20 protein-coding genes and 1 pseudogene are annotated in these 22,690 nt (G+C 55.9%); 12 read left to right on the plus strand and 9 right to left on the minus strand.

Annotation, left to right across the window (positions count from 1 at the left end; all coding sequences use genetic code 11):
* The first annotated feature begins 6 nt into the window (after positions 1-6).
* From OCH02_RS20110 to OCH02_RS20150, 9 genes are all read left to right on the plus strand, one after another.
* Complete coding sequence (locus OCH02_RS20110) at positions 7-336, plus strand: YbaB/EbfC family nucleoid-associated protein (protein WP_261411604.1); 330 nt, start codon at positions 7-9, stop codon at positions 334-336.
* On the plus strand, positions 336-941 hold the full coding sequence (recR, locus tag OCH02_RS20115; protein ID WP_012005576.1) for a recombination mediator RecR: 606 nt from the start codon (positions 336-338) through the stop codon (positions 939-941). Before OCH02_RS20110 ends, recR begins: the two co-directional genes overlap by 1 nt.
* Positions 942-1,076: 135 nt before the next feature.
* A complete protein-coding gene (gene htpG / locus OCH02_RS20120; protein ID WP_261432685.1) occupies positions 1,077-2,942 on the plus strand; it encodes a molecular chaperone HtpG in 1,866 nt (621 codons plus the stop codon).
* A 203-nt stretch (positions 2,943-3,145) separates the two neighbouring features.
* Positions 3,146-3,790 (plus strand): adenylate kinase, encoded by a 645-nt coding sequence (adk, locus tag OCH02_RS20125; protein WP_012005578.1) that lies wholly within the window; start codon positions 3,146-3,148, stop codon positions 3,788-3,790.
* A gap of 168 nt (positions 3,791-3,958) precedes the next feature.
* Entirely contained in the window at positions 3,959-5,092 is a 1,134-nt protein-coding gene (locus OCH02_RS20130; protein ID WP_261432686.1) for a sugar diacid recognition domain-containing protein, read from the plus strand.
* A gap of 118 nt (positions 5,093-5,210) precedes the next feature.
* Complete coding sequence (locus OCH02_RS20135; protein ID WP_261432687.1) at positions 5,211-6,488, plus strand: GntP family permease; 1,278 nt, start codon at positions 5,211-5,213, stop codon at positions 6,486-6,488.
* Positions 6,489-6,497: 9 nt separating this feature from the next.
* A complete protein-coding gene (locus OCH02_RS20140; protein ID WP_261432688.1) occupies positions 6,498-7,646 on the plus strand; it encodes a glycerate kinase in 1,149 nt (382 codons plus the stop codon).
* Positions 7,647-7,780: 134 nt separating this feature from the next.
* Positions 7,781-8,743: a ferrochelatase gene (gene hemH, locus OCH02_RS20145; protein ID WP_261432689.1), complete on the plus strand. Its 963-nt coding sequence runs from the start codon at positions 7,781-7,783 to the stop codon at positions 8,741-8,743.
* Positions 8,744-8,959: 216 nt separating this feature from the next.
* Entirely contained in the window at positions 8,960-10,264 is a 1,305-nt protein-coding gene (locus OCH02_RS20150) for an inosine/guanosine kinase (protein WP_261432690.1), read from the plus strand.
* A 238-nt stretch (positions 10,265-10,502) separates the two neighbouring features.
* On the opposite strand, the gene ybaL is transcribed toward OCH02_RS20150, so the two are convergent.
* Positions 10,503-12,194: a YbaL family putative K(+) efflux transporter gene (gene ybaL / locus OCH02_RS20155; protein WP_261432691.1), complete on the minus strand. Its 1,692-nt coding sequence runs from the start codon at positions 12,192-12,194 to the stop codon at positions 10,503-10,505.
* A gap of 245 nt (positions 12,195-12,439) precedes the next feature.
* On the minus strand, positions 12,440-13,660 hold the full coding sequence (locus OCH02_RS20160) for an MFS transporter (RefSeq protein WP_261432692.1): 1,221 nt from the start codon (positions 13,658-13,660) through the stop codon (positions 12,440-12,442).
* Between the two features lie 181 nt (positions 13,661-13,841).
* Between OCH02_RS20160 and ushA the strand changes: the two genes are divergently transcribed.
* Positions 13,842-15,497 carry a bifunctional UDP-sugar hydrolase/5'-nucleotidase UshA gene (gene ushA, locus OCH02_RS20165; protein ID WP_261432693.1) on the plus strand — a complete coding sequence of 552 codons (1,656 nt, stop codon included), beginning with the start codon at positions 13,842-13,844 and terminating at the stop codon, positions 15,495-15,497.
* A 38-nt stretch (positions 15,498-15,535) separates the two neighbouring features.
* Here ushA and ybaK read toward each other — a convergent pair whose 3' ends face one another.
* The 3 genes and pseudogenes from ybaK to OCH02_RS20180 form a co-directional block, all read right to left on the minus strand.
* Positions 15,536-16,015 (minus strand): Cys-tRNA(Pro)/Cys-tRNA(Cys) deacylase YbaK, encoded by a 480-nt coding sequence (gene ybaK, locus OCH02_RS20170; protein WP_261432694.1) that lies wholly within the window; start codon positions 16,013-16,015, stop codon positions 15,536-15,538.
* A gap of 225 nt (positions 16,016-16,240) precedes the next feature.
* Positions 16,241-17,044, minus strand: coding sequence for a TraB/GumN family protein (locus tag OCH02_RS20175; RefSeq protein ID WP_218215519.1), 804 nt, complete (start codon positions 17,042-17,044; stop codon positions 16,241-16,243).
* Between the two features lie 184 nt (positions 17,045-17,228).
* A pseudogene (locus OCH02_RS20180) lies at positions 17,229-17,423 on the minus strand (cation transporter); the annotation flags it as partial.
* A 105-nt stretch (positions 17,424-17,528) separates the two neighbouring features.
* Between OCH02_RS20180 and cueR the strand changes: the two are divergent.
* On the plus strand, positions 17,529-17,930 hold the full coding sequence (cueR, locus tag OCH02_RS20185) for a Cu(I)-responsive transcriptional regulator (protein ID WP_261090292.1): 402 nt from the start codon (positions 17,529-17,531) through the stop codon (positions 17,928-17,930).
* On the opposite strand, the gene OCH02_RS20190 is transcribed toward cueR, so the two are convergent.
* Complete coding sequence (locus OCH02_RS20190; RefSeq protein ID WP_261432696.1) at positions 17,927-18,388, minus strand: NfeD family protein; 462 nt, start codon at positions 18,386-18,388, stop codon at positions 17,927-17,929. The genes cueR and OCH02_RS20190 overlap by 4 nt on opposite strands.
* Positions 18,389-18,390: 2 nt before the next feature.
* Positions 18,391-19,296, minus strand: a complete 906-nt coding sequence (locus OCH02_RS20195) for an SPFH domain-containing protein (protein ID WP_261090290.1) — start codon at positions 19,294-19,296, stop codon at positions 18,391-18,393.
* A gap of 364 nt (positions 19,297-19,660) precedes the next feature.
* Between OCH02_RS20195 and cfa the strand changes: the two genes are divergently transcribed.
* A complete protein-coding gene (gene cfa, locus OCH02_RS20200; protein ID WP_261432697.1) occupies positions 19,661-20,812 on the plus strand; it encodes a cyclopropane fatty acyl phospholipid synthase in 1,152 nt (383 codons plus the stop codon).
* A 163-nt stretch (positions 20,813-20,975) separates the two neighbouring features.
* Here the strand turns inward: cfa and OCH02_RS20205 are convergent, their stop codons facing one another.
* Both OCH02_RS20205 and OCH02_RS20210 read right to left on the minus strand, forming a co-directional pair.
* Positions 20,976-21,830, minus strand: coding sequence for a co-chaperone YbbN (locus tag OCH02_RS20205; protein ID WP_261432698.1), 855 nt, complete (start codon positions 21,828-21,830; stop codon positions 20,976-20,978).
* A gap of 80 nt (positions 21,831-21,910) precedes the next feature.
* Positions 21,911-22,687, minus strand: a complete 777-nt coding sequence (locus tag OCH02_RS20210) for an SDR family oxidoreductase (RefSeq protein WP_261432699.1) — start codon at positions 22,685-22,687, stop codon at positions 21,911-21,913.
* Positions 22,688-22,690 lie beyond the last annotated feature (3 nt).

Here is a 22,690-nt window from a genome sequence, read left to right on the forward strand (position 1 = left end):
ACGACTATGTTTGGTAAAGGCGGTCTGGGCAACCTGATGAAGCAAGCCCAGCAAATGCAAGAAAAAATGCAGCAGATGCAGGAAGAAGTCGCCAAATTGGAAGTGACAGGCGAATCCGGTGCCGGCCTGGTGAAAGTCACCATCAATGGCGCGCACAACTGCCGTCGTGTGGAGATCGATCCGAGCCTGTTGGAAGACGATAAAGATATGCTGGAAGACCTGATCGCTGCTGCGATCAACGACGCCGCACGTCGTATCGACGAAACCCAGAAAGAGAAGATGGCGTCTGTATCCAATGGCATGCAACTGCCACCTGGCTTTAAGATGCCGTTCTGATGCAAACCAGCCCGCTCCTTGAAACACTGATGGAAGCGTTGCGTTGCCTGCCGGGCGTTGGCCCAAAGTCAGCGCAGCGCATGGCATTCCAACTGTTGCAGCGCGATCGCAGCGGTGGAATGCGTTTGGCGCAGGCGCTGACCCGCGCCATGTCGGAAATCGGTCACTGTGCCGACTGCCGCACTTTCACCGAGCAGGACATCTGCACCATCTGCGCCAATCCGCGCCGTCAACAAAACGGCCAGATTTGCGTAGTGGAAAGCCCGGCTGATATTCACGCCATCGAGCAGACCGGCCAGTTCGCCGGTCGCTACTTTGTGTTGATGGGCCATCTGTCGCCGATGGACGGCATTGGCCCAGGCGATATCGGTCTGGATCGGCTGGAGCAACGGCTGGAAAAAGAAAGCGTTACCGAAGTGATCCTGGCGACCAACCCGACGGTGGAAGGTGACGCAACCGCCAACTACATCGCCGAGATGTGTGGCCAGTATGGCGTAGTGGCCAGTCGCATTGCCCACGGCGTGCCGGTGGGTGGCGAACTGGAAATGGTCGACGGCACCACGTTGTCGCATTCCCTGGCCGGTCGCCACGTTATCAAATTCTGATGCTTAGCGGGGCCATCGCGGCCCCGTTACTTTCCAAAAAAATTCCCCCCAGTCGCTTGAAAAACAATGCCCTGACCCCCACTTGATCCTCATTGTCCGATTTTGGTAGCTATATCTTTGAGGTAATCAATGAGTATGAAAGGTCAAGAAACCCGTGGTTTCCAGTCTGAAGTAAAACAACTGCTTCATTTGATGATTCATTCGCTGTACTCCAATAAAGAAATTTTCCTGCGCGAGCTGATCTCCAACGCTTCAGACGCCGCCGACAAGCTGCGTTTCCGCGCGCTGTCCGCGCCTGAGCTGTATGAAGGTGATGGCGAGCTGCGTGTGCGTCTTTCCTTCGATAAAGACCAGCGTACGCTGACCATTGCCGACAACGGCATTGGCATGAGCCGCGAAGAAGTGATTGAAAACCTGGGCACCATCGCAAAATCAGGGACTAAAGCCTTCCTGGAGTCTATCGGCTCCGATCAGGCCAAAGACAGCCAACTGATCGGCCAGTTCGGCGTGGGCTTCTACTCCGCGTTCATCGTGGCGGATAAAGTCACCGTGCGTACCCGAGCTGCCGGTGCCGCCGCCGATCAGGGCGTGTTCTGGGAGTCTGTCGGTGAGGGCGATTACACCATTGCCGACGTTAGCAAAGAAGACCGCGGTACCGAAATCACCCTGCATCTGCGCGAAGGCGAAGATGAATACCTCGACGCCTGGCGTCTGCGTTCGGTGATCGGTAAATACTCCGACCACATCGCACTGCCGGTTGAGATTGAAACCAAAAACGAAGAAGACGGCACCGTTACCTGGGAAAAAATCAACAAGGCGCAGGCCCTGTGGACCCGTAGCAAGGCTGACGTCACCGACGAAGAATACAAAGAGTTCTACAAACACATTGCTCACGACTTTACCGATCCGCTGAGCTGGAGCCACAACCGGGTGGAAGGCAAGCAGGAATACACCAGCCTGCTGTATATCCCGGCTCAGGCCCCGTGGGACATGTGGAACCGCGATCACAAGCACGGTCTGAAACTGTATGTACAGCGCGTGTTTATCATGGACGAAGCTGAGCAGTTCATGCCGAACTACCTGCGTTTCGTGCGTGGTCTGATAGATTCCAACGATCTGCCGCTGAACGTCTCGCGTGAAATTCTGCAAGACAGCCGTGTGACGCAAAACCTGCGTGGTGCGCTGACCAAGCGTGTGCTGCAGATGCTGGAAAAACTGGCCAAAGACGACGCGGAAGGTTACCAGAAGTTCTGGCAGCAGTTCGGCCTGGTATTGAAAGAAGGCCCGGCGGAAGACGCGAACAATAAAGAAACCATCGCCAAGCTGCTGCGTTTCGCCTCTACCCAGAGTGACAGCTCGGCGCAGACGGTGTCGCTGGAAGAGTACGTTGGCCGCATGGCGGAAGGGCAGGAGAAGATTTATTACATCACTGCCGACAGCTATGCCGCCGCCAAGAGCAGCCCGCACCTGGAACTGTTCCGCAAGAAAGGCATCGAGGTATTGCTGCTTTCTGACCGTATCGATGAATGGATGATGAGCTACCTGACCGAGTTTGACGGCAAGCCGTTCCAGTCGGTCAGCAAGGCGGACGACGCGCTGGACAAACTGGCGGATGAAACCGAAGAGCAGAAGGCCGCTGAGAAGCAGCTGGAGCCGTTTGTTGACCGCGTGAAGACTCTGCTGGGCGATCGTGTGAAGGACGTGCGTCTGACGCACCGCCTGACCGATACGCCGGCTATCGTCATCACCGACGCCGACGAAATGAGCACCCAGATGGCAAAACTGTTTGCTGCTGCGGGCCAGGAAGCACCGGCCGTGAAATACATTTTCGAGCTGAATCCGGAGCATGCGCTGGTCAAACGCGCATCCGATGTGGGCGATAACGAACAATTCGCCGAATGGATAGACCTGTTATTGGATCAGGCGCTGCTGGCCGAACGCGGCACGCTGGAAGACCCCAATCAGTTTATCCGCCGCATGAATAAGCTGTTGTCCGCATAATTTTGACCTTATACGCCTCTGACCTAAAGGTTGGAGGCGTTTTTTTTTGCTTTTCTCACTGATTTTCAGCGTTTTACCCTCTTTTTTGCCCTTTCTGCTCCGCAATCGATTTCCTCGCGTACCTTGAGCCAGCCCCCTCTGAAATGGTATGGTTGAGCGTTTTCGCAATTTTATAAAAACTACATAGCAAGGGGATTTACGCAATGCGTATCATTCTGCTGGGCGCTCCGGGCGCTGGTAAAGGTACTCAGGCTCAATTCATCATGGAGAAATACGGTATTCCGCAAATCTCTACGGGTGATATGTTGCGCGCAGCCGTGAAGGCCGGCAGTGAACTGGGCAAGCAGGCGAAAGAAATCATGGATGCCGGCAAGCTGGTAACCGATGAACTGGTCATTGCACTGGTTAAAGAACGCATCACCCAGGAAGACTGCCGTAACGGCTTCCTGTTGGACGGTTTCCCACGCACTATTCCACAGGCTGACGCGATGAAAGAAGCCGGCATCAACGTGGATTATGTGCTGGAATTCGACGTACCGGACGAACTGATCGTTGATCGCATCGTTGGTCGCCGCGTGCATGCGCCATCTGGCCGCGTGTACCACGTTAAATTCAATCCACCGAAGGTGGAAGGCAAAGACGACGCAACCGGCGAAGACCTGACGACCCGCAAAGACGATCAGGAAGAAACCGTGCGCAAACGTCTGGTTGAATACCACCAGATGACGGCACCGTTGATTTCCTACTACAGCAAAGAAGCTGCAGCAGGCAACACCCAATACCGTAAAATCGACGGCACCCGCAAAGTGACCGAAGTGAGCGCTGAACTGGCGACCATCCTCGGCTGATCGGTTTTTCATTGCGGTGCATAGCGCCAGGCCTTATCGGTCTGGCGTTTTTTTTCGCCATTTTCCAGCCGAACTGTGATCGCCGTGGCTTGTTGAGCCAGTGCGCTTTAATCACCCACGATAAATAACGTATAACTGCCTCCATAATAACCCATGGGGACTCTCCTGATGCTCAGAACCACCAATTTGCTGGCAGAATCCACCGCGCGTCAGATAGTGCAGCGGGCGATGGGCATCATCAACCATTCCGTCAACGTGATGGACAGCAACGGTGTCATCATCGCCTCCGGTAATCCCTCACGCCTGTTCCAGCGCCATGAGGGGGCGGTATTGGCGCTAACTGAGAACCGGGTAGTGGAAATCGATACGGTGACCGCAGCGCATCTTAAAGGTGTACGGCCAGGCATTAACCTGCCATTTAGCTTTCGTAGCCAACAGGTGGGGGTGATCGGCATTTCCGGCGAGCCTACCCAGGTGCGTGCCTATGCCGAACTGGTAAAAATGGCGGCTGAGCTGATGGTGGAGCAGGCAGCATTGCTCAGCCAAAATCAGTGGGAAAAGCGTTATCGCGAGGAACTGGCGAATCAGTTGCTGCAGTCGCAGCCGGCATCGGCCTCGCTGGAGGCGATGGCTGCCTATCTGGGCCTGGATCTGCAACTGCCGCGTATCGTCTGGATCCTGGAGTTACAGGATCCCCAGCCGAATTTGTTGCGTGAACTGCTGGCGGAACTGGAACATACCCAGCGTGAAGCGCTGCTCGCCATTACCGGCCTTAACGAAATGGTCCTGCTGCGGCCCGCCAGCCTGGTGCAGGGGGAATGGAACTTGAAGCAGGAGCGCAAGCAGGCACAGCAGTTGCAAAGCCAGCTTCAGTCGCGTTTCAACCTGCGTTTGATTATCGGTGGCTTCTTTAGCGGTGAGGCGGGGCTGCACCGTTCTAACCTGACTGCCCGCGCCACGCAGGCGATGGCGCAGCGCTTGAAGCTGCGCCACAAGACGCTGTTCTACCCAGATTATCCGCTGCCGTCATTGCTGTGCGATTTGGGCGAAGACTGGCGTGCGCAGGAGCTTTCACGCCCCTGGCAGATCCTGGGGACCAGTGATGAAAAAGGCGTACTGCGCAGTACCCTGCGGCACTATTTTTCGCGGAATTGTGATCAGACGCAGACCGCCACAGAGCTGCATATCCACGTCAATACCCTGCGCTATCGCCTGCAGCGCATTGAGGCGATTACTGGATTGAAAATCAATCAGTTAACTGATGCCTTGCAGTTGTATATCGGCATGCTGATGCACGACTGAGTTGTGTAAAACCACAACTTTCCAGTGCGCCATGCGGTGGGTTTTTGTGGCTTCCTCTCACGCTAATGTTCGGCGCTCAGGATATGTTTTCCCCACACCAACAACGGGGAAAACAATAATGACAACGGTATCCACACTTGGGGCGCTGGTGGCATTGGTCGTCGCTATCGTTCTGATTTTACGCAAGGTTCCGCCAGCCTACGGCATGATTGCAGGCGCGCTGGCCGGTGGGCTGTGCGGCGGCGCCGATCTGGTTCAGACCGTGACGCTGATGATCACCGGCGCTCAGGGCATCACCAACGCCGTGATGCGCATTCTGGCCGCGGGGGTCTTGGCCGGGGTGCTGATTGAGTCCGGCGCGGCGCACACCATTGCTGAAACCATTGTCCGCAAGGTCGGGGAAACCCGTGCGCTGCTGGCGCTGGCGATAGCTACACTGATCCTTACGGCGGTTGGGGTATTTATCGACGTGGCGGTGATCACCGTAGCGCCGATCGCGCTCTCCATTGCCCAGAAGGCCGGGATCTCGCGCGGTGCCATCCTGTTGGCAATGATCGGTGGCGGCAAGGCCGGTAACGTGATGTCACCCAACCCGAACACCATTGCGGCCGCCGATAATTTCCACGTGCCGCTGACCTCGGTGATGATGGCCGGCATCGTGCCTGGTCTGTGTGGGCTGGTGGTGGCCTATCTGCTGGCCTATCTGCTGGCCCGGCGCTTGAGCAACAAGGGTGACAAGGTGCTGGCAGAGGAACTGACGCAGCATGCTGAGGGGGCTCGTCCAGGCTTTGCGGCGGCGATCAGCGCACCGTTGGTTGCCATTGTGCTGTTGTCGCTGCGGCCGATTGCCGGTATCGCCGTCGATCCGCTGATTGCGCTACCTGCTGGCGGATTGGTGGGGGCGTTATTGATGGGACGTATTCGCCAGTGTAATCAGTTTATGGTTTCTGGCCTGAGCCGCATGGCACCGGTGGCTATTATGCTGCTCGGCACGGGGACGCTGGCGGGCATTATCGCCAACTCGGCGCTCAAAGACGCGTTGATTAACGGATTGACCCACACCGGTATGCCGGCCTGGCTGCTGGCCCCGCTCTCCGGGGCATTGATGTCGATGGCGACCGCGTCCACCACCGCCGGTACCGCCGTGGCATCCGGCGTATTCAGTAGCACTTTGCTGGAACTGGGCATCAGTGGGCTGGCAGGAGCAGCGATGATCCATGCCGGTGCCACGGTGCTGGATCACCTGCCACACGGCAGTTTTTTCCACGCCACCGGCGGCAGCGTCAATATGGTGGTTCATCAACGGCTGAAGTTACTGCCGTATGAAACCCTGATCGGTTTTACCATTGCCGCCGTCTCGGCGTTGATGTTTGGCGTATTTAATCTGGCAGGATAAGGAATACTGATGAAAACGCTGAAAAAAGTGGTAATTGCCCCAGACTCGTTTAAAGAGAGCCTGAGCGCGATGGCGGTGGCTGAGGCCATCGAGCGCGGATTCCGCCAGATATACCCGCAGGTGCAGTATGTGAAATTGCCGATGGCGGACGGCGGCGAAGGCACGGTGGATTCGATGGTGGCGGCCACCGGCGGAGAAATTGTCAGGGTTGAGGTCACCGGCCCGTTGGGCCAGCCAGTCTCTGCCTTTTACGGCTTGCTGGGGGAGGGGGAAACTGCCGTTATCGAGATGGCGGCCGCTTCCGGTTTGCATTTGGCGCCCAAGGGACAGCGCGATCCGCGTATTACCACCAGCTACGGTACCGGTGAACTGATCCTGGCGGCGCTGGAACGCGGCGTGAAGGCGATTATTCTGGGCATCGGCGGGAGTGCCACCAACGACGGTGGGGCCGGTATGATGCAGGCGCTGGGGGCCAGGCTGCTGGATGACCAACAGCAACCGCTGCCGCCGGGTGGCGCGGCACTGGCCCGGTTAGCGCAAATTGACCTTTCAGCGGTAGATCCGCGCCTGCAGCAGGTGAGCGTGACGGCTGCCTGTGACGTGGACAACCCTTTATGTGGCCCTCACGGGGCTTCGGCGGTGTTTGGCCCGCAGAAGGGCGCCACGCCGGAGATGGTGACGCAGTTGGATGCGGCACTCAGCCATTTCGGCAGTTTGCTGCAGCAGGCCACCGGCCGTGAGGTGCTCAACGCACCGGGCGCCGGTGCAGCGGGCGGAATGGGGGCGGCCTTGCTCGGCATGCTCAACGCTCGCTTGCGGCCGGGAATTGAGATCGTGATTGAAACTTTGCGGCTGGAAGAGGCGCTTCGTGACGCCGATCTGGTGATCACCGGAGAAGGGCGACTGGACAGCCAGTCGATCCACGGCAAAACGCCGATTGGCGTGGCAAGGGTAGCCAAGCGCCATGGCTTGCCGGTGATCGGCATCGCCGGCAGCCTGTCGAAAGATTATCAGGTGGTGCACCAGCATGGCATTGACGCTGCTTTTTCGGTGCTTGACCGTGTCGTCACGCTGGAAGAAGCCCTGACGGACGCTGCCGATAATCTTGAGGTCACGGCCCGCAATGTGGCGGCGGTCTGGAAACTGGCGCAATCCTGAGGTTCATACCCTTTACCTGTTGCTGATATCGGTTCCGATGAGGCGCTTTTCCGTTACAATGGGCGCCATTAATTGACGTTAACCCCCTGACCCAGAACGGGGGGTTAGCTTGCAAGGAACGAAGGGGAACTGTGATGAAGCAAGAGAAACACGGGGTATTGCTGGTGAACCTGGGCACGCCGGATGCTCCAACCCCATCGGCGGTAAAACGCTATCTAAAGGAATTCCTCAGTGACGACCGCGTGGTGGATACGGCCCCGCTGATTTGGTGGCCGATCCTCAACGGCGCCATCTTGCCGATCCGTTCACCGCGGGTCGCCAAGTTGTATCAGTCGGTATGGATGGACGAAGGTTCTCCGTTACTGGTTTATAGCCGCCGTCAGCAGCGTGCGCTGGCCGCGCGTATGCCCAACACCCCGGTTGAACTGGGTATGAGCTACGGCTCCCCAAGCCTGGCCGAGGCGATTGACAAGCTGTTGGCGCAAGGGGTGACCAATCTGGTGGTGTTGCCGCTGTACCCGCAATACTCTTGCTCGACCAGCGCCGCGGTATGGGACGGGGTAGCCCGGATACTGAAAGGTTATCGTCGCCTGCCGTCAGTCAGCTTTATCCGCGACTATGCCGAGCACCCGGCCTACATTGCTGCGCTGCGCCAAAGTGTTGAGCATTCGTTTGCCGAGCATGGCCAGCCGGACCGACTGGTGCTGTCATTCCATGGCATTCCCAAGCGCTATGTGCGTCTCGGCGACGATTATCCGCAGCGTTGCGAAGACACGTTGCGTGCCCTGACGGCCACGTTGCCGCTGGCACCGGAACGGGTGATGATGACTTATCAGTCACGCTTTGGTCGTGAGCCCTGGCTGACGCCTTATACCGACGAAACCCTCAAAGGCCTGCCGGCTCAGGGCGTTAAGCATATACAGCTCATCTGCCCCGGTTTCTCGGCGGACTGCCTGGAAACGCTGGAGGAAATCAAAGAGCAAAACCGCGAGATCTTCCTTAAGGCCGGCGGTGAGAAGTTCGAGTACATTTCAGCGCTCAACGACGATCCGGCGCACATTGATATGATGCAGCAACTGGTGGCGCAACGCTTCTGAATCTCATAGCGCAAAATATACCCAAAATAATTGGAGTTGCATTGAGGCAGCCAGTCTGCAAGAGCCTGGGAGCATAGATAACTATGTGACCAGGGCGAGTAGACGCAGCCAACAAAAATACAGCTTCAAGTATGACGGGTATAGTGACAGCCATCATCAATCGGGCAGGAATGTGCTAACATTCTCTGCCTGTTAACTGCCACTGCCGCCAATTAAATGAAATTTCCTGGTAAACGTAAGTCCAAACACTATTTTCCGGTGAACGCCCGCGATCCGCTGTTACAGCAGGCTCAGCCCGAAAATGAAGTCAGCACCTCTTATGTCGTCGGTATTGACCAGACGCTGGTAGATATCGAAGCCAAAGTGGACGACAGCTTCGTCCAGCGCTATGGCCTCAGTCTGGGGCATTCTTTGGTGATCGAGGATGACGTCGCCGAGGCGCTGTATCAGGAATTGATCGACAATAATTTAATCACCCATCAGTTTGCCGGCGGTACCATCGGCAATACTTTGCACAACTATTCAGTGCTGGCAGATGACCGTTCGGTGCTGCTCGGCGTGATGTGCAGCAATATTAAGATTGGCAGCTACGCCTACCGCTATCTGTGCAATACCTCCAGCCGTACCGATCTTAACCACCTGCAGGCGGTTGACGGTGCCATTGGTCGCTGCTTCACGCTGATCGGCGAAAGTGGCGAACGTACCTTCGCCATCAGCCCAGGGCAGATGAACCAACTGCGGCCGGAAAGCGTGACGGAAGAGGTAATCGCCGGTGCCTCGGCATTGGTGCTGACGTCCTATCTGGTGCGTTGCAAGGAAGGTGAGCCGATGCCGGCGGCGACCATGCAGGCGATCGAGTTTGCCAAAAAGCACGATGTGCCGGTGGTACTGACGCTCGGCACCAAGTATGTGATCGCCGACAACCCGCAGTGGTGGCGCGACTTCCTGAAACAGCACGTTTCTATTTTGGCGATGAATGAAGATGAAGCGTTGGAACTGACCGGGCTGAGCGATCCGCTGACCGCTTCGGACATGGCGCTGGAATGGGTCGATCTGGTGCTGTGCACCGCCGGGCCAAGTGGCCTGTATATGGCGGGCTACACCGAAGAGGCCAACAAGCGAGAAACTCAGCATCCGTTGTTGCCGGGGCATATCGCCGAATTCAACCGCTATGAGTTCAGCCGCGCGATGCGTCGTGAAAGCTGCGAGAGCCCGTTCCGCATCTATTCGCATATTGCGCCTTACATGGGCGGGCCGGAAAAAATCATGAACACCAACGGTGCCGGTGATGGGGCGCTGTCTGCGCTGCTGCATGATATTGCCGCCAACGGTTTTCACCGCAATAACGTGCCGAACTCCAGCAAGCACGTTCGCAGTTATCTGACTTACTCCTCGCTGGCACAGGTGTGTAAATACGCCAACCGCGTCAGCTATCAGGTGCTGAACCAGCATTCACCGCGTCTGACGCGCGGCTTGCCGGAACGAGAGGACAGCCTGGAAGAGTCTTACTGGGAACGGTAAAAAAGCAAAAGGTCCGGCTCGCCGGACCTCAGACTACTGACAAAGCCCGTTATTAGGGAGAGCGTGCTGAAGGGGTCGTAGCAGCTTTAGCTGCCGACCCATTTGTCTGGAGCAAATGGGAACGACTTCCAGTCGGCCCGCAGGGTGGGACACACGGACGTGTCCCATAATGGCCCCTCGGTGCGCTAGGCCCGGGTATCTCGGATTCAAAGACGACTTTGTTAAATCGAATGACCGATCAAATCGGGCAGCCGCCCATTTTCTCTTCTTCAGTCAGCGTATCCAGCTTAAGGATATTCAGCATGCTGTTGGCGATTTCCCGTTCTCCCATCACCACCTGATTAGCCCCGCGATCGGAGATATAAGACACTTCGTCATCGTAGTGCGCCCGGGCGATAATCTCGATGTTGGGCCGCTTGGTTCGCGCAGAGGCTACGATCTCACCGGCCTCGTAACCGTTGGGGATGGTCAACAACAGCCAGCGCGCGCAGTCCAGCCGTGCCAGATCCATCACTTCCGGATTGGCGGCGTTACCCAGCACCGTTTTAATGCCCTGTTCACGCAGTGCTTCCACCCGTGGCCGTGAGTTTTCGATCACCACCAGTGGAATACCGGCCTCGGCCAGTTTGGCCCCCAGCAGGCTACCGACGCGGCCATAGCCAACCAGCAGCGCGTGGTTGCACATATCGACCGGGATCTGCTTCTCGTCCTCTACCGCTTCTTCCAGGATTTGGTCTTCTATGGTCTCGGTCTTGGCCAGATAACGTTCGAGCAGGGTGAACAGCAGCGGGTTAAGCATGATCGACAAAATAGCCCCGGCCAGCACCAGATTACGGCCGTGCTCCGACATCATGCCCAGCGTGATCCCGAGCCCGGCCAGGATGAAGGCAAACTCGCCAATCTGCGCCAGGCTGGCGGAGATGGTCAGCGCGGTGCGTTTGGAGTGGCCGAACATTTTCACCAGCAGGAATGCGGCCGCCGATTTACCGAACACGATAATCGCCAGCGTTGCCAGCACCGCCAGAGGCTCATTGATCAGGATCATCGGATCAAACAGCATGCCGACCGAGACAAAGAACAGTACGGCGAAGGCATCGCGCAGCGGTAAGGTGTCGTGGGCCGCTCGATGGCTTAGCTCAGACTCATTGAGCACCATACCGGCAAAGAATGCCCCCAGGGCAAAGGAAACATCGAACAGTTTCACCGCGCCATAGGCAATACCGAGTGCCAATGCCAACACGGCCAGAGTAAAGAGTTCACGTGAACCGGTACTGGCGGTTTTCGCCAGGATCCACGGCACCAGGCGACGGCCAACCACAATCATCAGCGCGATAAAGGCAATGACTTTACCAATGGTCATTGCCAGCTCAATCAGTAACTGGCCGCTGCTGGCGTTGTTATTGCCCAGCATATTGCCGAACGCCGGCAGCAATACCAGCGTCAGCACCATCGCCAGGTCTTCTACGATTAGCCAGCCGATGGCAATTTGCCCACGCTGACTATCAATCAGCTGACGTTCTTCCAGCGCACGCAGCAGCACCACGGTACTGGCGGTGGATAAGCAAAGCCCGAACACCAGACCGGAAATCAAATCCCAGCCGAGCAGTTTCGACAGCCCCATGCCCAGTAAGGTGGCAACGGCAATCTGGGCCACGGCACCGGGAATGGCAATATGTTTTACTGCGAGGAGGTCTTTAAGAGAGAAGTGGAGGCCAACACCAAACATCAACAAAATCACGCCGATTTCCGCCAGTTCCGGAGCCAGCGAGGTGTCGGCAACAAAACCGGGGGTAAAAGGGCCGGCGAGCACGCCTGCGGCAAGGTACCCGACCAGCGGGGAGATGCGCAGGCGATTCGCCAGCATTCCGAGGAGGAAGGCGAGGACTAAGCCTCCGACAATGGTGGTGATTAACGGTGTTGAATTATGCATCCAGACTCCTTCTAGCTATGCATTGCAGCAGAGGGGAAACGCAACAGAGTTACGAAAAGATACATTTAGTTTATTGCATTTGTTCGCGACGCGCTTAGCTAAATATAGCTATTTTGCGAAAAAGCAGAGGATTCCGCTTTTGGCATGCCAATGAGGAGATTTAACACTTAATAAGTCAAATAATATGGATTTGTGTGGGAGATGACCCGGTTTGTCGATGAATTCAAACCGGGTCTGTAGCAGGGTTATTGTGAGTTATGATCCATATTGGGCAGTAATGCAGTAATAATGCCGATCAGTGGCAGGAAAGCACAGATTTGGTAGACCAGCTCGATACTGGTCAAATCTGCGACATAACCAAGAACTGCCGCACCTAATCCCCCCATGCCAAAAGCAAAACCGAAGAATAACCCGGAAACCATGCCCACTTTACCTGGGATCAGTTCCTGTGCGTAAACCAGAATGGCAGAAAACGCCGATGCGAGGATTACCCCTATAAAGACCGTTAAAATGCCGGTCCAATACAGAGATGCATAGGGTAAAACAAGCGTAAAGGGTGCTGCACCAAGAATTGAGCCCCAAATAACACGTTTTCGACCTATCTTGTCGCCAAGAGGCCCACCAATAATGGTGCCTGCGGCTACAGCGAACAGAAATGCAAACAGGTGAAATTGGGCGTTTTGCACTGAAACACCGAACTTGTGCATCAGATAAAAGGTGTAATAACTGCTAATGCTGGCCAGATAGAAGTATTTGGAGAAAATCAGTACCAGCAGGATGCCAATGGCATAGGTAACCGTACGTTTCGGCAGCGGTTTCGCCAAAGAGGCCGTTTTAGGCTGGCCTTTTGTTGCCCGATGCTGCTGTTGATACCATTTACTGACCTGCAATAGCACCACAATGGCCAGCAGCGCTGCCAGGGAGAACCAGGCGACGTTACCCTTGCCGTAAGGCGCGATAATCAGCGCCGCCAGCAGGGGCCCGAGGGAGCTGCCAAAGTTACCGCCCACCTGGAACAGTGACTGCGCCAGGCCATGTCGGCCACCGGAAGCCATCCGTGCTACACGGGAGGATTCAGGATGGAATACCGAAGAGCCGGTACCGACCAATGCCGCCGCCAACAGCACCAGCGGGAAGGTATTGGCCACGGACAGCAGCAGCAGCCCGCACAGGGTAAAACCCATGCCGATGGGCAGCGAATACGGCTGCGGATGTTTATCCGTGTAGTAGCCGATCAGCGGCTGCAATAAGGACGCCGTGAGCTGGTAGGTCAGAGTAATCATGCCGATCTGCACGAAGCTGAGGCTGAAGTCAGCCTGCAGGATCGGGTAAATCGCCAGGATCAGCGATTGAATCATGTCGTTGAGCAGGTGAGAGACGCTGATGGCACCGAGAATCGAGAAAGCAGTCCCTTTAACCGCACTGCCCTTGGCCGGTGGCAGGGCGGTTTCGCTACGGTCGGTCATTTTATTATTAGCCTGGTAAGTTTTAGAGGACAGAGCAGATATCTTAGGCAAGTTGTTCAATATTTACCATATCCGACATAATTTGACGCACATCGCAAAAATTTGAAATTAGTTACCTTTGTTTCGCGCTACAATTTCGGCCATCTCAAAAAAGCAGTTAAATATCAAATGGAGTTCCGCCATGCGCTTTTCGTTAAAGACCACCGCATGCGCTTTGGCCGTGTCCCTGACTTTCCTGTCGGGAGCCGCCAGCGCCTGGGAAAAGGATAAGACCTACAGCATCACCATTTTGCATACCAACGATCACCACGGCCATTTCTGGCAGAACGACCACGGTGAATATGGTCTGGGCGCACAAAAAACGCTGGTGGACAGCATTCGTCAGGAGGTCGCGGCCAAGGGCGGCAGCCTGTTGCTGCTGTCGGGCGGTGATATTAATACCGGCGTGCCGGAATCCGATCTACAGGATGCCGAGCCGGACTTCCGCGGCATGAATCTGGTGGGCTATGACGCGATGGCGATCGGCAACCATGAATTTGACAATCCTCTCAGCGTGTTGCGCCAGCAGGAGAAGTGGGCGACTTTCCCGCTGCTGTCGGCCAACATCTATCAGAAAAGCACCCAGCAGCGCTTGTTCAAACCCTATGCCTTGTTCGATAAGCAGGGTATCAAGATTGCGGTGATCGGCCTGACTACCGATGACACCTCCAAGATTGGCAACCCGGAATATTTCACCGACATTGAGTTCCACGTGCCAGCGCAGGAAGCCAAACAGGTGGTGGAGCAACTGCGTAAAGACGAGAAACCGGACGTGATCATCGCCGCGACCCACATGGGCCATTACGATGACGGTAACCACGGCTCTAATGCCCCCGGTGACGTAGAAATGGCGCGCAGCCTGCCTGCCGGTTATCTGGATATGATCGTCGGCGGCCACTCGCAGGATCCGGTTTGTATGGCCGGTGACAACCACAAGCAGGTGGATTATGTGCCGGGCACTCCGTGCTCGCCGGATCGTCAGAACGGCACCTGGATCGTGCAGGCGCACGAGTGGGGCAAGTATGTCGGCCGTGCCGATTTCCAGTTCCGTAATGGCGAGCTGAAGCTGGTGCATTATCAGCTGATCCCGGTCAATCTGAAGAAAAAGGTGGAGAAAGCCGACGGCACCAGCGAGCGCGTGTATTACACCCAGCAGATCGCGGAAGATGCGTCGATGATGAAACTGCTGACGCCGTTCCAGGAAAAGGGCAAGGCGCAGCTGGAGGTTAAAATTGGCAGCGTTAATGGCAAGCTGGAAGGCGATCGCAGTAAGGTGCGCTTTGTTCAGACCAACCTGTCGCGCGTGCTGTTGGCAGCGCAGATGGAACGTGCCGAGGCCGACTTTGCTGTAATGAGCGGGGGCGGGGTACGTGACTCGATTGAAGCCGGTGACATTACCTATAAAAACGTGCTGAAGGTACAGCCGTTTGGCAACACGCTGGTCTACGTCGAAATGAAAGGCAGCGAGGTGGAGAAATACCTGGCGGTGGTGGCTAATATGAAAGTGGATTCTGGCGCCTATGCACAGTTTGCCAACGTCAGCCTGACGGCGGACGGCAAACAGGGCGTCAGCAATGTCAAAATCAAAGGCGAGCCGCTGCAGGCGGATAAAACTTACCGTATGGCCACGCTGAACTTCAATGCGCTGGGCGGTGACGGTTATCCGAAGCTGGATACTTTGCCAAGCTACGTCAACACCGGCTTTATCGATGCCGAAGTGCTGAAACAGTATATTGAGAAGCACTCTCCGCTGGATGCGGCGGCCTATGAGCCGAAGGGCGAGATTGTGTATCAGTAAGTCGTCAGCGGGGGAGGCGTAAGTCTCCCCCTATCGATTCAGTCGCGCTTGGCGATATCGGCGAAGCTGCCGGCCAGCAGCCGGCAAAGATCCTCTGCCGCCAGCTCAATGTCCAACCCGCGTTTGCCGCCGGAGACGTAAATAGTGGAGAACTGCTGTGCCGGGCTGTCAATCACCGTCGGCAGGCGCTTTTTTTGCCCCAGCGGGCTGATGCCGCCCACCAGATAACCGGTGACGCGCTGTGCCAGCAGCGGATCGGCCATTTCGGCCTTTTTCGCCCCCAGTGCGCGGGCGACCTTTTTCAAATCCAATTGGCTGGCAACCGGCGTGACGGCCACCGCCAGATGTTTGGCATCGCCGTTAAGTGCCACCAGCAGCGTTTTATAGACGCGGTCGGCATCCAGTCCAAGCTTCTTTACCGCTTCATCACCGAAATTGGTTTCGGCACTGTCGTGATGATAGGGATGAAGGGTAAAGGCGACTTTTTGTTTCTCTAGCAGGATCACTGCAGGCGTCATACGTTTTCCTATTTCTCCCGGTGCTCAAGGTTGCAACGGGATGCAACAAAATTACAAAAATATAACGGTAACAGCAACCTGAGCAGCGGTAGCGTAAAGCGGGTTGCCAAGATGTTCACTCGGTTGCTACCCTGTGTATTGTAACCGTTAACACGGTTGCTATGCGTATAACTACAATACAAGAAATTCCTCTTTGACTGGCCAGTAGCGATATTGGCCACTTTTTTACTGCCCCTGCAGCATTGCCGGAAGATTATCCTCGCCGTACAGATGCAGCGCACCCACCGCTACCACGTAGTTTCCGGCCGGTAATGCCTCCAGTTTTTGTCGCCAATCGCGGTTGCGCTGATGCATCAGCACGTCGTAAAGATCGGCACTGAAAGTGGCGGGCAGGGTTTCCAGCATTCCGCTGGGTTTCGCGTCCAGCCACCAGCTCACCATGGTTTGCAGCAGTCGTGCGTTGGTATGCCAGTGTTCCAGCGTATCACGCAGCAGGGCCATGCCCCCTTCAGGTAACTGCTCCAGCATCGCCATTTGCTGCTGCGCCCCTTCCAGTTCGATCACCTTTTTATGCTGTGCTCTGGCAGCCTGCAGCAGTTGATAATCCACACCGTATTCGGCACGCAATCCCAAACGCTGCGCCTGGCGGGCCTGCATCATTAGCGCCACCTGCCAGCCGGGCAGGGTGGAAAATGTTTCCGCATCGGTGCCCAGTTCCTGACACAGCGTCAGTAACTGCTGAAACTCGGGCTCGGAGAGCCGCTGATCAAGTTCTGCTTGCTGTTCGATATGGTCAAACGGCGAGGCGGAGCCGGTAATATCAGCTTCGACAATCAAGGCATCTGCCTGCTTCAGGCGTGCGGCCAGTTTGGCCGGCAGCGGCGACATATCTACCGTACCCATATGAATGCTGCCGACCAGATGGAACTGACGATCGCCAGGCAGTCGAATATCCAGCGCCGGATAGGCGTAGGTCATGGGGGAGATCAGACCGAGAAAGGCGGCGATGCGGCGTAACAGTTGACCCATACAGCGTGGCTCCTGAATAACTTGTTCGCCTTTCAGCTTGAAAGGTGAGGGGCGTAACATTTCCCCCATGCTAAACGCTATCAGGCAGACAAGAAAGTCTGAAGAGTGAAGGAATTATCCCAAAGAAAAAAGGGCGCATTGATGTGCGCCCCGTGGTATTGGTTCAGTCTATTAGGGGTTAGGCAAGGATGGCTTGATAACCGGCCTGTTCCACCGCGTTAATCAGCGTTTTTGGCGCGACATCGCCGGTTACTTTGGCGCTATCAAGGGCGACTTCCACGGCGGTAACGCCAGGTACGGCTTCTAAAGCTTTACGTGTGCTGCCAACACAATGCATGCAGGTCAGCCCCTGCAATGCCAGTACGGTAACTTGTGACATGGTTTGATTCCTCTCAAGGGCGGTGTTTAAAGGTTGACCGCTTTACCTGTTTTCACTAAGAATAAAGGATAAACCTTCCAGCAAGGGGAAGGTCAAGGAGTGAAAATGAATATCAGCGACGTAGCGAAAAAAACCGGTTTAACCAGCAAGGCCATTCGCTTTTATGAAGAGAAAGGGCTGGTGACTGCGCCGATCCGTACCGACAATGGCTATCGCAGCTACAGCCCGAAGCACATCGAAGAACTGACGCTGCTGCGCCAGGCACGGCAGGTGGGGTTTAATCTGGATGAATGCGGTGAGCTGGTAGCGTTGTTTAACGATCCGGCCCGTCACAGCGCCGATGTGAAAGCGCGTACGCTGCAAAAAGTGGCGGACATTGAAAAGCACATCACCGAACTCGATGAGATGCGCCAGCGTTTACTGGCGCTGGCGGATCAGTGCCCGGGTGATGACGGAGCCGAGTGCCCAATCATTAATAACCTGGCGGGCTGTTGCCATAACCATTAACGGGCAACGGCGCGGATCACCAGAGTTATACCTTCGACGGCGATGACTTCTACCTCGGTGCCCACCGCCAGATCTTCACTGGCCTGGGCGCGCCAACTGCTGTCGCCGATGTTAATGCGGCCCATGCCGTTGTGCATGGGTTCGGTCAGCGTAGCGCGGGTGCCAATCAACTGACGATTGCGCTGGTTCAGCACCTGCGAACCGCTGGAAGCCGCGGCCGGGCGCTGGCGTAGCCAGTACCACCACAGGTAGGCCACCACCACGGTCAGTACGGCAAAAATCACCCCCTGCCACTCCCAGGCCAACTGCGGCAGCAGCCAGACGATGGCGCCGACCACCACCGCCGATACGCCACTCCACAACAGGTAGCCACTGGCACCGAGCATTTCTGCCGCCAGCAGCAGCCCGCCGAGGGAAAGCCAAAACCAGTGCGGGTTTGCTGCAATTTGTTCGAGCATGATTACTTGCCTTTGTTGTCTTTCAACAGTTCGGCAATGCCACCAATGGAGCCGAGCAGGCTGCTGGCGTCCAGCGGCATCATGATGACTTTACTGTTGTTGGCAGAGCCGATTTTTTGCAGCGCATCGGTGTATTTCTGTGCCACAAAGTAGTTAACCGCCTGGATATTACCGCTGGCGATAGCGTCGGAAACCAGTTGAGTGGCTCGCGCTTCCGCTTCAGCGGCACGTTCACGGGCTTCGGCCTGCAGGAACGCCGACTGACGTTCACCTTCCGCCTTGAGGATTTGCGACTGTTTGTCGCCTTCGGCACGCAGGATGGCAGCCTGACGCACACCTTCGGCCTCCAGAATATCCGCACGCTTGGTTCGCTCAGCCTTCATCTGGGCGTTCATTGCCGAGACTAACTCTGCCGGTGGGCGTACGTCACGGATCTCGATACGGGTGATTTTAATGCCCCACGGATTGGTGGCTTCGTCGACGATATGCAGCAGGCGACTGTTGATGCTGTCACGCTGTGAGAGAATTTCGTCCAGCTCCATGGAACCGAGCACGGTACGGAAGTTGGTCATGGTCAGGTTGACGATCGCCAGCTCCAGGTTGCTGACCTCATAAGCGGCACGCGCCGGATCGACGACCTGGATAAAACACACCGCATCGATGGCCACGTTGGCGTTGTCGCGCGAGATAATTTCCTGCGAAGGAATATCCAGCACCTGCTCCATCATATTAATTTTTCTGCCGATGCGGTCCATAAACGGCACCACCAGGTTCAAACCGGGCATCAGCGTTTTGGTGTAGCGGCCGAAGCGTTCCACCGTCCATTGGTACCCCTGCGGAACAATTTTGACGCCGGCGAATACGATGATCAGTGCGACGACAATCACGATGGGAATAAGGGTAAACATGGCAAACCTCCTGTCAGACATATGTAAACAGATATTACGCCAGCTAGAGTGCAAAGACTAATATACCCGTCATCTTTCAAGTTGCAGCGTTGTTATCTGCACTCGCTCACCCCAGTTACTTACTTGAGTAAGCGCCTGGGGATGAGCGAGTTGGCCGCCTGGCTGCGACTTGAAAGCTATAGGGTATAATCAGGAGCGTTGTGCCATTAACATTCCAAATTGGCATGTTTCCAATAATTTTAATTCATTTCATGACGTTGTCCGTCTTGGCTAGAGTAAAAAGCATTGCCGCTTTTCACTTCGAATATTTGTCATTTTTATTTGCGACTATGCTTTTTGAAATGACATTTCTCCAAGGATTGTTATGGACTCAATCAGTGTTGATGAACTCGCCCCAAAAAAAGATCGTTGGTATCGCATTGTAGCGGAATTACTGTCCGCTGCCGGTATCGCCATCAATGGCAACCGTGCCTGCGATATCAAGGTACACAACCCGGCGTTGTTTAAACGCATTTTGCAGGAGGGTTCGCTGGGGTTCGGCGAAAGCTACATGGACGGCTGGTGGGACTGCGAGCGGTTGGACGCGTTATTCACCCGCGTCTTGCAGGCCGGCGTTGATGAACGCTTGCCAAAAAATCTGAGCGACATTGCGCGTATCGCCTATACCCGGTTGTTCAACCTTCAGTCGCGCAAACGCGCCTGGCAGGTGGGTAAAGAACATTACGATATCGGCAACGATCTGTTCCGTGCGATGCTCGATCCCTATATGCAATATTCCTGCGGTTACTGGAAAGAGGCCGATACGCTGGAGCAGGCTCAGTTGGCCAAGCTGAAAATGATCTGCGAAAAGCTGCAGTTGAAACCGGGCATGTCATTACTGGATATCGGCTGCGGCTGGGGTGGGTTGGCGCAGTATGCAGCGGAAAACTACGGTGTAACAGTGCATGGTGTGACCATTTCGGCCGAGCAGCAAAAACTGGCGCAGGAGCGCTGCGCCGGTCTGGAGGTCGAAATTGTGCTACAGGATTACCGTGACTTGAACAGCCAGTTTGATCGTATTGTTTCAGTCGGCATGTTTGAACACGTGGGGCCGAAAAACTACGACACTTACTTCCGTGTTGCCGCGCGTAATCTGAAGCCCGATGGTTTGTTCCTGCTGCATACCATTGGCGCCAACCAAACCAATCTTCACGTCGATGCCTGGATAAACAAGTACATCTTCCCCAATGGCTGTCTGCCTTCGGTGCGCCATATTGCCCAAGCCAGCGAAGGGCGCTTTGTGATGGAGGATTGGCACAATATCGGCGTTGATTACGATCGCACGCTGATGGCCTGGTATGAGAATTTCAAACAGGCGTGGCCGATGCTGTCCGAGGGCTATTCGGAACGTTTTGAACGGATGTTCACCTATTACCTGAACGCCTGCGCGGGCGCATTCCGCTCGCGTGATATTCAGCTGTGGCAGGTGTTGTTCAGCCCGAAAGGCGTTGACGGCGGTATTCGAGTCTACCGCTGATATCATTTAGGGGATATTTCTTATTTGCTTTGGCATAGATACCCAATGGATTTCCAGTTGCATCTAGGCGGCAAACGCGAGAAACCCCAGGAGCTTAGATAACTAAGTGACTGGGGTTCGAGCGAGCAGCCAACAACGATGCGGCTGGAAAGACGAAGGGTATTTAGTAGAGTAGTGAATACAGCTGACGACGGTACTTGGCGGCCAGCGCGTCGCCGGTGCCCAGTGCGGCCAGAATATCCATCAATGTTTTACGGGCGCTGCCGTTGGCGGCGGCGAGATCTTTCTTCAGATGCCCGATCAACAGTTCCAACGCTTCTTCATTGCGCCCAACCTGATGCAGTTGCAGCGCCAGCTGCACGGCTAAATCGACGTTCTCCGGCTGCTGCGCCACTTGCTGTTGCAACAGCTGAATTTCCGGCGTGTCGGCGGCTTGTTTAAGCAGTTCAATCTGCGCCAGCAGGCCCTGATAACGGGTATCTTTATCCTGCAACGGGATGGTCGCCAGCACGGCTTCGGCATCTTCTGTACGGTTCAACGCGATCTGGGTTTCCGCCAGTGTCAAACCAATATCACTGCGTTGCTGGCTGGCTTGCCAGGCGTCTTTCAACAGCGGCAGCGCTTCTGCCGCATTGCCTTCGGCCAGCAGCTCGGTTGCCTGCGCCAGTTTCAGATCTTCTTCCTTTGGCAGGAAACGCTGCAGGAATTCACGGATCATTTCTTCCGGCTGTGGGCCCTGGAAACCGTCTACCGGCTGGCCGTCTTTGAACAGATATACCGTTGGCAGCGAGCGCAGGCCGAACTGAGCGGCGATGGCCTGCTCGGCGTCACAATCCACTTTTGCCAGCAGGAACTGGCCGGCATATTCCGCCGCCAGCTTATCGAGAATCGGGGTGAGTTGCAGACAGTGTTGGCTGCGATCCGACCAGAAGTAGAACACCACCGGCATGGACATTGACTGTTCCAGCGTCTGGTGCAGGTTTGTTTCGTTAATATCAACAACAGCTTGAGCTAGCATGTAATTTTCTCTCTGATCTTGCGGAGCCATTGGCTTTTAGATGGGGGCGGGACGGCATTCTTCAACCCCGGGCAGCCAAATTAACCGTTGCTGCGTAACACCCAGTCCAGACAGCGGCCGGGCAGAATGCGGCGTAATACGCTTAACGCGTGCGCCAGCAGGGTCACCGGATACCGCAGTTTGGCCCTTGGGCTTTCCAGCGCGTGGCGTAATTTGGGCAAAATGGCCTCCGGCGGCAGCGTCAGACGTTTGGCAATGCCGGGGTTATGCACCGGTTTGTCGCTCTGCGCCTGATTGACGTTCTGGGTAAAGTGGGTGGAGATAGGGCCGGGTTCTATCAGGCTGACCTGAATGCCCGTGCCGTGCAGCTCCATCCGCAGCGCGTCGGACCAGGCTTCCAGCGCAAACTTGCTGGCGGCATAGGCACCGCGTCCGGCGCTGGACACCAGCCCCATTACCGAACTGGTCTGAATAATACGGCCCTCGCCGTGCGGCAGCATCGCCGGCAACAGCAGCTGGGTCAACTGGTGGGTGCCGAACAGGTTGGTGGCGAACTGCCGTTCCAACTGCTGACGGGAAATGCTGCTCAGCGGGCCGTAAACGCCAAAGCCGCCGTTGTTGAACAGGCCATACAGGCGGCCGTCGGTCAGTTCGATCACCTGTGCGGCGGCGCGTTCGACGCTGTCACTGTCGTCCAGATCCAGCTCAATGCCTTCCAGCCCAAGCTGACGCATATTTTCAACGTCCTGCGGCTTGCGACAGGCGGCCAGCACCCGGTAGCCACGGTTACGCAGATCCTGCGCGGCAATCAATCCAATCCCGCTGGAACAGCCGGTTATCAATACTGCTTTTTGCATAAC

This window comes from Serratia quinivorans, assembly GCF_946227985.1.
Classification (GTDB): domain Bacteria; phylum Pseudomonadota; class Gammaproteobacteria; order Enterobacterales; family Enterobacteriaceae; genus Serratia; species Serratia quinivorans_A.

Bases quoted from the DNA above. Each gene is read 5' to 3' on its own strand.
- ushA (WP_261432693.1), top strand. From the start codon at position 13,842: ATGCGCTTTTCGTTAAAGACCACCGCATGCGCTTTGGCCGTGTCCCTG.
- OCH02_RS20160 (WP_261432692.1), bottom strand. From the start codon at position 13,660: ATGACCGACCGTAGCGAAACCGCCCTGCCACCGGCCAAGGGCAGTGCG.
- OCH02_RS20150 (WP_261432690.1), top strand. From the start codon at position 8,960: ATGAAATTTCCTGGTAAACGTAAGTCCAAACACTATTTTCCGGTGAAC.
- OCH02_RS20140 (WP_261432688.1), top strand. From the start codon at position 6,498: ATGAAAACGCTGAAAAAAGTGGTAATTGCCCCAGACTCGTTTAAAGAG.
- OCH02_RS20205 (WP_261432698.1), bottom strand. From the start codon at position 21,830: ATGCTAGCTCAAGCTGTTGTTGATATTAACGAAACAAACCTGCACCAG.
- OCH02_RS20135 (WP_261432687.1), top strand. From the start codon at position 5,211: ATGACAACGGTATCCACACTTGGGGCGCTGGTGGCATTGGTCGTCGCT.
- cueR (WP_261090292.1), top strand. From the start codon at position 17,529: ATGAATATCAGCGACGTAGCGAAAAAAACCGGTTTAACCAGCAAGGCC.
- cfa (WP_261432697.1), top strand. From the start codon at position 19,661: ATGGACTCAATCAGTGTTGATGAACTCGCCCCAAAAAAAGATCGTTGG.
- recR (WP_012005576.1), top strand. From the start codon at position 336: ATGCAAACCAGCCCGCTCCTTGAAACACTGATGGAAGCGTTGCGTTGC.
- adk (WP_012005578.1), top strand. From the start codon at position 3,146: ATGCGTATCATTCTGCTGGGCGCTCCGGGCGCTGGTAAAGGTACTCAG.
- ybaK (WP_261432694.1), bottom strand. From the start codon at position 16,015: ATGACGCCTGCAGTGATCCTGCTAGAGAAACAAAAAGTCGCCTTTACC.
- hemH (WP_261432689.1), top strand. From the start codon at position 7,781: ATGAAGCAAGAGAAACACGGGGTATTGCTGGTGAACCTGGGCACGCCG.
- ybaL (WP_261432691.1), bottom strand. From the start codon at position 12,194: ATGCATAATTCAACACCGTTAATCACCACCATTGTCGGAGGCTTAGTC.
- OCH02_RS20175 (WP_218215519.1), bottom strand. From the start codon at position 17,044: ATGGGTCAACTGTTACGCCGCATCGCCGCCTTTCTCGGTCTGATCTCC.
- OCH02_RS20195 (WP_261090290.1), bottom strand. From the start codon at position 19,296: ATGTTTACCCTTATTCCCATCGTGATTGTCGTCGCACTGATCATCGTA.
- OCH02_RS20210 (WP_261432699.1), bottom strand. From the start codon at position 22,687: ATGCAAAAAGCAGTATTGATAACCGGCTGTTCCAGCGGGATTGGATTG.
- htpG (WP_261432685.1), top strand. From the start codon at position 1,077: ATGAAAGGTCAAGAAACCCGTGGTTTCCAGTCTGAAGTAAAACAACTG.
- OCH02_RS20190 (WP_261432696.1), bottom strand. From the start codon at position 18,388: ATGCTCGAACAAATTGCAGCAAACCCGCACTGGTTTTGGCTTTCCCTC.
- OCH02_RS20110 (WP_261411604.1), top strand. From the start codon at position 7: ATGTTTGGTAAAGGCGGTCTGGGCAACCTGATGAAGCAAGCCCAGCAA.
- OCH02_RS20130 (WP_261432686.1), top strand. From the start codon at position 3,959: ATGCTCAGAACCACCAATTTGCTGGCAGAATCCACCGCGCGTCAGATA.